Annotated in this window: 8 protein-coding genes and 2 pseudogenes; 6 read left to right on the forward strand and 4 right to left on the reverse strand. The window is 66.6% G+C overall.

What is annotated here, in order from left to right; all coding sequences use genetic code 11:
- The 4 genes and pseudogenes from EGJ34_RS17345 to EGJ34_RS17360 form a co-directional block, all read right to left on the reverse strand.
- Positions 1-208 (reverse strand): annotated as a pseudogene (locus EGJ34_RS17345) (hypothetical protein); the annotation flags it as partial.
- A gap of 15 nt (positions 209-223) precedes the next feature.
- Positions 224-1,072 carry a MurR/RpiR family transcriptional regulator gene (locus EGJ34_RS17350; RefSeq protein WP_125361729.1) on the reverse strand — a complete coding sequence of 283 codons (849 nt, stop codon included), beginning with the start codon at positions 1,070-1,072 and terminating at the stop codon, positions 224-226.
- A 3-nt stretch (positions 1,073-1,075) separates the two neighbouring features.
- Positions 1,076-2,182, reverse strand: coding sequence for a dipeptide epimerase (locus tag EGJ34_RS17355; RefSeq protein ID WP_125361730.1), 1,107 nt, complete (start codon positions 2,180-2,182; stop codon positions 1,076-1,078).
- Positions 2,182-3,645: an SH3 domain-containing protein gene (locus EGJ34_RS17360; RefSeq protein WP_125361731.1), complete on the reverse strand. Its 1,464-nt coding sequence runs from the start codon at positions 3,643-3,645 to the stop codon at positions 2,182-2,184. Before EGJ34_RS17360 ends, EGJ34_RS17355 begins: the two co-directional genes overlap by 1 nt.
- A gap of 206 nt (positions 3,646-3,851) precedes the next feature.
- Here EGJ34_RS17360 and EGJ34_RS17365 point away from each other — a divergent pair, with 206 nt between their 5' ends.
- From EGJ34_RS17365 to EGJ34_RS22875, 6 genes and pseudogenes are all read left to right on the forward strand, one after another.
- Positions 3,852-5,429: a transglutaminase domain-containing protein gene (locus EGJ34_RS17365; protein WP_260477040.1), complete on the forward strand. Its 1,578-nt coding sequence runs from the start codon at positions 3,852-3,854 to the stop codon at positions 5,427-5,429.
- Positions 5,430-5,470: 41 nt separating this feature from the next.
- Positions 5,471-8,497: a TonB-dependent receptor gene (locus EGJ34_RS17370; RefSeq protein ID WP_125361733.1), complete on the forward strand. Its 3,027-nt coding sequence runs from the start codon at positions 5,471-5,473 to the stop codon at positions 8,495-8,497.
- A 155-nt stretch (positions 8,498-8,652) separates the two neighbouring features.
- Positions 8,653-10,035 carry a serine hydrolase domain-containing protein gene (locus EGJ34_RS17375; RefSeq protein ID WP_260477042.1) on the forward strand — a complete coding sequence of 461 codons (1,383 nt, stop codon included), beginning with the start codon at positions 8,653-8,655 and terminating at the stop codon, positions 10,033-10,035.
- A 16-nt stretch (positions 10,036-10,051) separates the two neighbouring features.
- Positions 10,052-10,741: a M15 family metallopeptidase gene (locus EGJ34_RS17380; RefSeq protein WP_260477041.1), complete on the forward strand. Its 690-nt coding sequence runs from the start codon at positions 10,052-10,054 to the stop codon at positions 10,739-10,741.
- 46 nt (positions 10,742-10,787) lie between these two features.
- Positions 10,788-11,165, forward strand: a complete 378-nt coding sequence (locus EGJ34_RS17385; RefSeq protein ID WP_125361736.1) for a hypothetical protein — start codon at positions 10,788-10,790, stop codon at positions 11,163-11,165.
- 222 nt (positions 11,166-11,387) lie between these two features.
- Positions 11,388-11,546 (forward strand): annotated as a pseudogene (locus tag EGJ34_RS22875) (EF-hand domain-containing protein); the annotation flags it as partial.

Genomic DNA, 11,546 nt, shown 5'->3' on the forward strand with positions numbered 1-11,546 from the left:
GGCCCACCGCCACGGTGAACGCCCCGCCCTGCGGCCGCCAGCCGGTCTCGGTGCGCGCGTAGGCCTGCAGCGTGCCCGAGGTGGCGTCCCAGTCAGCCGTGGTCACCACCACCAGCTGGGTGGTGCCTTGCAGGGGATCGACGGCCCAGGCGGGCAGGGCGCAGGCCAGCACAACGGTGGCAACAGCGGTTCGCAGGTACGGCAGCATCGTCAACTCCGGCAATCAGGTGTCGATCAGGTGTTCAATCCGCTCCAGGTTCACCCCCAGCTGGCGGTGCCGGTCCGGGTTGGCATGGCAGAGCAGGACAAACAGAAAGTCCAGCAGCGACTGCAAGGCTGAACGGTACAACAGTTGTGCCATCGAGGGCGACGCGTCATGCGCGCACACCACCAGCGCCGCATCGGCGTGCGCACGCAGCGGGTTGGCGCTGTGGCGGGTGATCGACACCACCTTGCCGCCCATGTCCTGGAACTGGCGCGACAGCTGGTACAGCTGCGGCAGCTTGCCGAATTCAGAGAACACCAGCAGCACATCCCCCGCGCGCACCGCGGAAAGGTTGGCCATCATCAGAATCGGGTCGGCATGGTGCACCGTGAGCATGCCCAGCAGCGAAAGCCGCATCGCGAACTCACGCGCATACAGGCCATCGTCGCCCAGCCCGTATACGAACACCTTGGGTGCACCGTCCACCAGCGCCACGATGCGCTCCACGTCGGCCTGCGCGTTGGCCACCCGGGTTTCGTCGTCGGCCGCCTGCCGGCTCTGGCGCAGACGCTCGCCCAGCTGCGCATAACCGTTGCCCGGCTCACCCGCCGGTGGTGCCGCCTGCGGGTCGCTGCCGGCGCGCGCCACGGCCTGGCCCACCGAGTACTTCAGGTCCGGGTAGCCCTTGAAGCCCAGCTTCTGGCTGAACTTGACCACGCTGGACTGGCTGATGCCCAGCGCGCTGGCCAGCTGCTGCGACGAGTAGTCGCGCAGCAGGTGGGCGTTGTCCAGGATGAAGTCCCCGATGCGGCGTTCAATCGCCGACATCTGGTCGCGTTCAGAGCGGATTTTCAGCAAAGGCGGCATCGGTTACCAACGTGGCGGCGTGATCATTTCCAACCCCTGCACCTCGGTGATCCCCAACCCCGGCGCGTCACTGATGGTGATCTCGGACTCGTTGAAATGCACGCCCCCGGTGACCGGGTTGAACCGACCCAGCGACGGCCCGTCCAGGTCCACCTTGGTGATCACATCGCTCTTGGCCACCGCCAGGTGCACGGCGGCGGCCACGCTGATGCTCGACTCGATCATGCAGCCGATCATGCACGGCACTCCGTAGATCGCCGCAATGTCGGCAATCCGGATCGCATTGGACAGGCCGCCGGTCTTCATCAGCTTGATGTTGATGATGTCGGCCGCGCGCTGCTGGATCAGGTCGAACACCTGGCCCGGGTTGAACACGCTTTCATCGGCCATCACCGGTGTGTTGACCCGGTCGGTCACGTACTTCAGCCCGCTGATGTCGGCTGCCTTCACCGGCTGCTCCAGCAGTTCCAGCACCACCCCGGCCTCTTCCAGCGTGCGCATGGCCTGCACCGCCTGCTTGGCGGTCCAGCCCTGGTTGGCGTCCAGGCGCAGCAGGGCACGGCCCTGCACCGCGGCGTGGATCGCCTTCACCCGTTCCACGTCCAGCCCGATGTCCTTGCCGACCTTGATCTTCAGCGACTCGAAACCGCGGTTGATCGCCGAAAGCGAGTCCGCCACCATCTTGTCGATGTAATCCACGCTGATGGTGATGTCGGTGGTGATCACCGGGTCGCCACCGCCCAGCATCTGGTACAGCGGCGCGTCGTGCAGCTGTGCCCACAGGTCATACAGCGCGATCTCCACCGCCGCCTTGGCGCTGGTGTTGCGCTCCAGCGACGACTGCACCAGCGCGCAGTTGCGGTTGAGGTTGGCCACCCCCTGGCCGATCAGGCGCGGTTTGATGAAGCGCTCAATCGCTTCAATGATCGAGCCGTGCGTATCGCCGGTGATCACCGCCGTCGCCGGCGCTTCGCCATAGCCGGTGTGGCCGCTGTCGGTGCGGATCAGCACCACCACGTCTTCCACGGTGTCCACCGTGCGCAGCGCGGTCTTGAACGGCGTTTTCAGCGGCACGCGCAGCATGCCCAGTTCAATATCGGTGATTTTCATCAAGGGGTCTTGGCACGCATGCGTTGGATGTTGGTGATGCGGTCGATGTAGCTGGCGGTGTCGCTGGCCATCATCGGCTCCAGCGGAGTCACCGAAACGCCGTTGAGGTGGGCCTGCACACGGCTGCCGTCCGGGGCAAACCAGCTGCCCCCGGCGGTGTCGTGGATCATCCAGGTGTTGCCGCCGAAGTGACCCAGGGTCAGCATCACGTGGCCCGGAATGTAGACCAGGTCGCCGGGCTGCAGGTTCTTCACCGCTTCCATGCGCTTGGCCTTGCCGTCTTTCGCGGTGAAGGCAATGCGGTCCAGTGCCAGGCTGACCGCCTGCGCGCTGGTGTTGCGCGGCATCAGGATGCCGAAGCTGCGGTACACCTCCGAGACGAAGCCGCTGCAGTCGCGGGTGTCATACGAATGGCCCCAGCCGTAGCGCTCGCCGAGGAATTTGAACGCCTGTGTGTACAGAGCGCGCGGGGTGAGTTCCAGATAGGCTTCGCTGGTGTCCTGTGAGCGGGCGATCAGCGCCGGTACCAGGGCAAGCGAGCCGTCGTCATTGCGCACCGGCAGCTGCACCACATGGCTGGCGTGCGCCTGCTGGCCGTTCACCGGCTGCTGCAGCGGCCAGTCGACCAGCGCTGGCAGGCGCACGCCCATGTCCAGCTGCAGGCGCGAAACGCGCGGTTCTTCCGGGGTGAACGTGGTGAATGCAGTGGCCCCGGTCACCACGCGGTAGTGCTCCGTTGCGCCGTAGCCCAGCACCGTCGCTTTGTCGCCCACGCCCACGTAGCGCTTTTCGATCCAAGCCGTGTAGCGCTCGCTGGTGACGAACAGCCACTGGCCATCCGCGCTTTCATGCAGCACCGCCACCGCATCGCCCGGGAACAGCGCTGATTCCTGGAAGCGGTCGATATCGGTATCACCCGGGCGGCTGAACACCCGCAGCATCGTCGGGAAGGTGCGCAGCGCCGCGCGGTGCACCACCAGTCCGTACTGCAGCGGGCGGGTCGCGGCAATCGCGTCGCGACCGGCATTGGCGACGATGGCCGCGCGCTGTTCAGCGCTGATCGGCTGGCCGTCTTCGCCATACAGCGGTTTCTCGGGCCAGCGCGACAGCGCATCAAGGTCGGCTTTGACCTTGGCCCGGGTCAGCGAAGCCGGCAGCGCCGCCAGGTCATGAATGGAGGGATCGTTCGCCCGCATCCGCGCGTTCTGCGCATCGATGTCGGGTCGGCTGAGCAGAATCCGGTCCGCCTCGGTAGAGTCGAGCGCCGGCCTGCCCGCGCCGTCGTCCTGCTGGTCGGACCAGAACTCCGGGTACAGGAACGAGTCGGTCAGCCCGATGACATCGCCATACCCCGAAAGCGGCCGCGCCGCCTCCTGCGCCCCCGCGCCAGCGGCGACCGTCAACAACAGCGCCAGCGCCACGGCGCGCACCCGTGACCCGGCCTGATCCCCGCGCGTCGTCATCGTGCGCAACCGCGATCCGGCCTGGCTCCCGTAGTGACACGCCATGCGTGTCATCGACCCAGCATCAACGCCCATCAACGGCCACCCTCCAGAAAACCCAATGGAATATTTATTCCTTCCGCAACCAAAAGCAAGAATAAATTATTGACCACCTACCCGCCGCGTGTTACACAGCGATGACCACCCGCACCTTCGGAAGTGTCGCCGTGGAATCCGCAGTTCGCAAACCGCACCCGCTCCGCCGCTTCGCCTGGCACACCGCAGCCTGCCTGCTGCTGGTGTCGCCGGCGCTGTGCGCGCAGCCGGTGCCTGCGCTGCCGGATCTCATCGCCAGCATCGACGCCGGTCACTTCGTCCAGGCCGACGCCGACATCACCCGCGCGCTGGCCGATGCCAACCTCAGCCAGGACCAGCGCGACGCCTACGCCTTCCAGCGCGAGCGCATGCGCCGCATCCTCCTGGACTTCACCCTCGACGCCGCGGCCGCGCAGGCGCAGGTACGCAAGCAGATTCCCGACCTCACCGCCGACGAATTCGCCCGTTGGGACGCGCAGGGATATCTGGAGCATCTGGACATCGACGGTGAGCGCCGCTGGTTCAAGCGTGCGCCGTCCAACCTGTTCCGGGTGAGTGCTGAGGCGCGTGCAAGGCGTGCGCCCGGCGTGCCGGTGCCGAAGGACGGTCCGTATGAAGTCGTCGGCCCGCATCATGAGGAAGTGGTGGCCGCCGCGCGTTCGTATCGACCAACGGTCGATACCTACCGGGGGAACGGCGGCGATCATCATTCCGCGGCATCCACCACCGGCGACCGGAATGCCGGTAGCCCACGACCGTTGGTCGTGGGCCCGCAATCCCTCACCCCGCGCCACGTCACCGTCACCCAATCGCTCACCGTCAAACCTGACGCGGTGCCCGCCGGCGAAACCATTCGCGCCTGGATCCCGTACCCGCGCGCCATCCCCGGTCAGCAGGAAAACATACGCTTCCTCGGCAGCAGCGGCGGCACCGCGCCGGCGCAGATCGCCCGGGAAGACACCCAACAGCGCAGTGCCTACCTGCAGGCCCCCGCCGTCGCCGGCCAACCGACCCAATTTGAAGTGCGCTACGAACTCACCGTATACGCGCGCCACACCGACATCGACCCCGCCAAGGTGCAGCCCACTCCGAACGACCCGGCACTGCAACCCTACCTGGCCGAGCGCGCCCCGCATGTCGTGTTCACCCCGGCGCTGCGCGCGTTCTCCCAGCGCGTGGTCGGCAATGAAACCCACCCCTACCGCATCTTCGAAAAACTGTTCGACGCCGTTGACCAGATCCCCTGGGGCGGCGCACGCGAATACTCCACCATCTCCAACATCAGCAACTACGCCCTGCACGCCGGTCACGCCGACTGTGGCCAGCAGACCCTGCTGCTGATCGCGCTGCTGCGCCTCAACGGCATTCCCGCACGCTGGCAGTCCGGCATGGTCTATTCCGATGACAGCATCGGCTACAACAACCTGCACGACTGGGGCGCGGTGTACCTCGCGCCCTACGGCTGGGTGCCGATGGATGTCACCACCGGCCGCCTGCACAGCCGCACACCCGCGCTGCGCGACTTCTACCTGGGCGGCCTGGACGCCTACCGCATCGCCTTCAACGACGATTACGACCGGCCCCTTGTGCCGGCGAAGAAACACCCGCGCTCGGACACGGTCGACAACCAGCGCGGTGAAGTGGAGTGGTCCGGCGGCAACCTGTACTACGACCAGTGGACCTACGACTTCCAGTCGCACATGAAATAACCCACCACCACCATTTCACAATCTGCAGGAGAGAGCAGGGGATGAAAGCGAACAGTTTGAAGCGGGCGGCGCTGTGCGTCGCACTCGGGGCGTGTCTTGGCATCGTGGCACCCGGCATCGCCTGGGCCCAGGCGGTCAGCGGTGCGGTCGCCGGTCGTGCCACCGCCGGTGACCAGGTCACCGTCACCAGCACCAGCACCGGGGCCAGCCGCAGCGTCACCGTCGGCAGCGACGGCAGCTACCGCCTCGGCCAGCTGCCGGTGGGCGACTACCGCCTGCAGGTCAGCCGCAACGGCGAAGCCCTCGGCGACAGCGTTGCAGTCAGCGTTGCCATCGGCGGCACCACCACCGTCAACCTGGCCAGCAGCGGCGACGTGGTCAATCTGGACGCACTGCAGGTGGTGGGCACGCGCGTGGTCAATCGCGTGGATGTGTATTCCACCGAGACCTCCTTCAACGTCAACCGCCAGGAGGTCTCGCGCCTGCCGGTGGCGCAGGACCTGTCGGCCGTCGCGCTGCTCGCGCCCGGCGTGGTCGGCGGCAACTCCACCTTCGGCGGGCTGTCGTTCGCCGGCTCCTCGGTGGCCGAGAACGCGGTCTTCATCAATGGCCTCAACGTCACCGACATGTACACCCGGCGCGGCTTCTCCAGCGCACCGTTCGCGTTCTTCAGCGAATTCCAGGTCAAGACCGGTGGCTACTCGGTGGAGTTCGGCCGTTCCACCGGCGGCGTCATCAATGCCGTGACCCGCTCGGGCAGCAACGAATTCGAAGGCGGCATCGAAGTCACCGCCGAGCCCGCGGCCTGGCGCTCCAGCGGCCGCGACCATTTCCACCGCGACGGCACCGCCCATTCCTACGCCAGCCGCGACGACAGCAGTTTCTTCAAGACCAACGTCTGGGCCAGCGGCCCGGTGGTGAAGGACAAGCTGTTCCTGTTTGCCATGTACGAGCAGCGCGACGAGCACGGCCACAACACCTCCAATGACGCCCTGACCTGGTTCAAGAACGAGGCCGACAACGGCTTCTGGGGCACCAAGCTCGACTGGAACATCACCGACGACCACAGCCTGGCACTGCTTGCCTTCAGCGACGAAGGCGAAACCACCGCCGGTGCCTACAACTACGACTGGGACGACAACGTCATCGGCGCGTGGGGCGGCGACTCGGTCACCGAAAGCGGCGGCAGGAACTGGTCGGCCACCTACACCGGTCACTTCGGCGAGACCTTCACCGCGCGCGCCATGGTCGGGCAGAACAACCAGCGTGCGTTCACCCGTTCCTCGCTGGACGAAGCCTGCAGCCCGGTGTTCACCGACGCCAGCTACGCGCCGCGCCTGGGCCAGTTGAACGGCCTGCGCCCCGGCTGCCACCCCACGGGCACCGCCGTGGCCGAGCGCGATGACACCCGCGACGTTGCCCGCCTGGACTTCGAATGGCAGCTTGGCAGCCATCTGCTGCGCTTCGGCGTCGACCGCGAGCTGATGACCACCGAGCAGAGCACCCGCTATCCCGGTCCCACCCAGCTCAGCTACACCGCCTATGTGGCGCGCCCCGGCGACGAAGTGTGGGACGGTGCCAACGCCTATGTGCCGGCTGGCGTGACCGAGATGCTGCGCGGCCGCAACCGCGTGTCCGGCGGGACCTTTGAAACCGAAGCCAACGCCTTCTACCTCGAAGACATCTGGAACATCACTCCCAACCTCATGCTCAACCTGGGCGTGCGCTGGGACCGCTTCGAGAACCGCACCGCCGACGGCGACGCCTTCATCAAGATGGACGACCTCATCGCCCCGCGCTTCGGCTTCAGCTGGGACATGAAGGGCGACGGCACCACCAAGCTGTTCGGCAACGCCGGCCGCTACTACCTGCCGGTCACCAACAACATCAACGTCAACTTCGCCGGCGGCCTCACCGACGAGTACACCTATTACGTGCTCAACGGCTGGCAGACCCAGGCCAACCCGGTCACCGGTGCGCCGTATGCCGCGCCGATCATCGGCCAGCAGGTCGGCCCGGTCGACACCCGCATGAACACCGGGGCCGCCGACCTGCGCCAGAGCGTGGACCGCGACCTCAAGGCGGTCTATCAGGACGAGTACATCCTTGGCTTCCAGAGCATGCTCAACCAGGCATGGTCGTGGGGCGTCAACGCCACCTACCGGCGCATGACCCGCGCGCTGGATGACATGCGCATCAACTACACTCCGTGCGGCCCCACCGGCACCACCCTGTGGCCAATCGCAAACCCGGGCGAGAGCCTGACCCTGTGGGGCGACTCCAGCATCGGCTGCGCCGAGGAAGGCTGGATCACCATCGACACCGCCAACAGCGGCTACCGCAAGGGCGGCAGCGGCGAAGTGGTCGGCTATTCCAAGCCCAAGCGCACCTACAAGGCGCTGGAATTCCAGATCGACCGCGCCTGGGACGAGAAGTGGCTGTTCAACGCCTCCTACCTGTGGTCGCGCAGCGACGGCAACTTTGAAGGCCCGGTCAACTCGGACACCGGCTACGGCGACACCGGCATGGTCCAGCACTGGGACCATCCCGCCAACAACGAACGCTATGGCGTGCTGTTCAACGACTTCCGCCATCAGTTCAAGCTGCGCGCCGCCTACGCGCTCAATGAAATGTGGAGCTTCGGCACCACCTTGCAGGTGCAGTCCGGTGGCCCGGTCACCGCGTTCGGCGTGATGTGGCCGAACGACAGCACCGCCGGTGGCAGCACCTCCAGCGAAAGCAGCGGCGGCGGCACCGGCTGGCTGTGCGTGGCCAACTGCAGCGGCACCTACGCCGAGCGCGAGTTCGAATACAGCCCGCGCGGGGCCTATGGCCGCCTGCCGTGGACCTGGACCATGGGAGCCAACGTCACCTGGCGTCTGCCGGTGGAGGGCGTGGACCTGAGCGTGCGGCTGTCCGTGTTCAACCTGTTCAACAAGCAGGAGGTGGTCAACGTGCACCAGCGCTATGAAGCCCAACCCGGCCAGTACCGCGAGAGCACGTTCAACACCGGCACGCGTTGGCAGGCCCCGCGGTACACGCAGCTGCAGGCGACGTGGAATTTCTGATGGGAGGGCGGGAACGCGGAATGGTGCGCTTTCTTCAACCCGTGATCGCGCGCTCTCTCGAAACCGTGATCGCGCGCTGTCGTAGAGCCGGGCTCTGCCCGGCTGCTTTTCCGCGGCACCCAACCAAGCCGGGCAAGACCCGGCTCTACGCGTTGCTGTTCATCCCCACGGTGGCGTTTGCTTCCCCCTTCACCCCACTGCTGGACGAAACCGTCCAGCACTACCCGGTCGAAGGCATCGCCATGGCCGTGGTGGAAAACGGCCAAACCACCTTCACCGCCACCCGCGGCGAAGGCATCACCGAACACACCCGCTTCAAGATCGCGTCCAACACCAAAGCCATGACCGCCGCCGTCCTGGCCCGCCTGGTCCAGCGCGGTGTGTTGCACTGGAACGACCCGGTCATCAAACACCTGCCGCAGTTCCGCATGCACGACCCCTGGGTCACCGAACACATGCAGGTGCGCGACCTGCTCATCCACAACAGCGGCCTCGGCCTGGGCGCGGGCGATCTCATGCTGTGGCCCGAACCCAACGCCTACACCCGCGCCGACATCATCGCCGGCGTGGCCCACCTGAAACCCGTCACCAGCTTCCGCAGCGGCTACGCCTACGACAACCTGATGTACGTCGTTGCCGGTGAAGTCGCCGCCGCCGCCGCCGGCAAACCCATCGACGTGCTGCTGCAGGAAGAGCTGTTCACCCCGCTCGGCATGAGCGGCTGCCAGACCGACCCCGCCCAGACCTCGCTCGCCGCCGGTGGCGTGCGCTGCAGCCTGCGCGACATGACCCGCTGGATGCAGGTGCTGCTGGACCCCACGCGGGTGCCCGATTGGCTCAACGCCGAACAGCGCCGCCTGCTGTGGACCGCGCACATGCCCATGCCCCTCGGCGAGCGCCAGCGGCGCTGGGACAACGCGCATTTCTCCGCCTATGGCTACGGCTGGCGGCTGTCGGACATGGACGGCCAGTTCAAGGTGGCCCACACCGGCACGTTGAGCGGCGCGTATTCCTCGCTCGCCCTGCTGCCAGACAGCAAGGCGGGCGTGGTGATACTGATCAAAGGCGAACGCGAAAACGCCCGCACCGTGCTGATGCAGGCCGCATTGAAGACGCTCACGACCGGTCAATCCGCATCGATTGCCCCGTACGTCACTGACCTCGCGACCGAACAATCTGCCCGCCGCAACGCCGGCGACACCCGCCCCGACACCTCCGCCCGCACCCCGGCCCCCACCACCGTCACCTGGCAGGGCATCTACCACGACCCTTGGCTCGGCACCGCCCACCTCTGCCCGGAAAACGGCAAGCTCCGCTTCAGCGTCGAAAAATCCCCGCGCCTGCGCGGAACCGTGATGCAGCTCGATTCCCGTTGGCTGGTGCAGTGGGATACCCTCGGGGCGGACGCCGAGCCCTGGCTGCAGGTAGCGCCGGGCACACCGCACACCCTGACCCTGCGCGCCATCGACCCGGATATCGACTTCAGCTATGACTACCAGGACCTGCATTTCACGCGAACCGGCAGTTGCCCCCGGTAGGTCACGACCGTTGGTCGTGACGGCGCTCGCGCTGACCCTGACCGCCACCACCGCCCACGCCCAACCCGTCCACACCGCCCTGGTCCGCACCGCCGAACAGGCCGGCCTGGTCGACATCACCACGCTCTCGCCCGACATCCAGCGCGACATGCGCTATGCCGGCAGCAACAACTTCACCGGCCGCCCGGTGCCCGGGTACGACGCGCCCAAGTGCCTGCTGCTGGAGCCCGCCGCCGCCGCCCTGGCCAAGGTCGAAGCCAGCCTGCGCGCCGAAGGCTTCGGCTTGAAGCTGTTCGACTGCTACCGCCCGGAGCAGTCCGTGCAGGCGTTCGTCGACTGGGCCAACGACCCCCTCGAGGTCTCGCGCAAGACCCTCCAGTACCCCGGCATCGACAAGCCGCAGCTGCTCGGCGGCTACATCGCCGAATCTTCCGGCCACAGCCGCGGGGCCACCGTGGACCTGGGTCTGGTCGACTGCCGCAGCGGCACCTGCACCGACGTGGACATGGGCACCGACTTCGACTACTTCGGCCCCGAAGCCCACACCGACGCCGCGCAGATCACCACCACCCAGTACAACAACCGCCAGCGCCTGCTGGTCGCCATGCAGGCGCAGGGCTTCCGGAACTACCCGCTGGAATGGTGGCATTACACCCTGCACCCCGAGCCCGACCCGCGCACCGCCTACGACGTCCCCGTGCGCTGACGGCGTCCCCGTACAATACGTACGGACGCCATTCGCCCGGAACGCAATGAATCTGCCGCTGCACTTTGGACTGCTGGGAACCCTGGAAGCCGGCCTTATCGCGCTGCTCGTTGGACTGCTGGTCTACAGCCTGTGGCAGCGCCTGTGCCGCTGGGCCGGCTGGAGCATGGGCCATGCGGTTGGCTGGGCGTGCTTCATCGCCGTGATCATCAGCGCCGGCATCGACGCCTGGAAGCTGTTCTACATGGGCATCGTGCGGCTGGAGTCGCCGTTCTACGCGCGCATGTACCTGGCCACCATCCACGATCCCAACGAACTGGGCTCGCGCGTGGTCATTGAAGTGGCCGGCGCGCTCGCCGGTGTGGCCTTGGGATGGATGATATTCAGTTCCCGGTCAGGCGAAAAAACTGAGACATCGAACTGATTTCCCGTTTGGCGCGCGTTAAACGCCGGCGCGCTGAATGCGCACATTACCGACCTGTCACCTGCGCGTAACCGAGCCGGTAATGCACGCATCTGCGTGAGTGGTTAAGACCGCGTGCGCACGCCGGTTGCAGCCCAAGATCGATTCACAAACGCGGTGGCAGGGTAGGGGCCGTACGGAAACAACGACCCGTGCAATACCTCTTTGACGGAGACCACCCCAATGACGAATCGCAACCGCAAGCCCCTGATTGCCCTGTTGATCGCCGCCGGCAGCGTGATGGCCCTTCCGGCAATGGCGCAGACCGCGCAGCAGAGTGCCGCCCAGGCCCAGCAGCAGGCCGCCCAAGCGCAGCAGGCCGCCGGTGCCGCCGACCAGGCC

The organism is Stenotrophomonas sp. 278 (assembly GCF_003935715.1).
In the GTDB taxonomy this organism is placed as follows: domain Bacteria; phylum Pseudomonadota; class Gammaproteobacteria; order Xanthomonadales; family Xanthomonadaceae; genus Stenotrophomonas; species Stenotrophomonas maltophilia_AH.

Bases quoted from the DNA above. Each gene is read 5' to 3' on its own strand.
- EGJ34_RS17370 (WP_125361733.1), top strand. From the start codon at position 5,471: ATGAAAGCGAACAGTTTGAAGCGGGCGGCGCTGTGCGTCGCACTCGGG.
- EGJ34_RS17360 (WP_125361731.1), bottom strand. From the start codon at position 3,645: ATGACGACGCGCGGGGATCAGGCCGGGTCACGGGTGCGCGCCGTGGCG.
- EGJ34_RS17385 (WP_125361736.1), top strand. From the start codon at position 10,788: ATGAATCTGCCGCTGCACTTTGGACTGCTGGGAACCCTGGAAGCCGGC.
- EGJ34_RS17355 (WP_125361730.1), bottom strand. From the start codon at position 2,182: ATGAAAATCACCGATATTGAACTGGGCATGCTGCGCGTGCCGCTGAAA.
- EGJ34_RS17350 (WP_125361729.1), bottom strand. From the start codon at position 1,072: ATGCCGCCTTTGCTGAAAATCCGCTCTGAACGCGACCAGATGTCGGCG.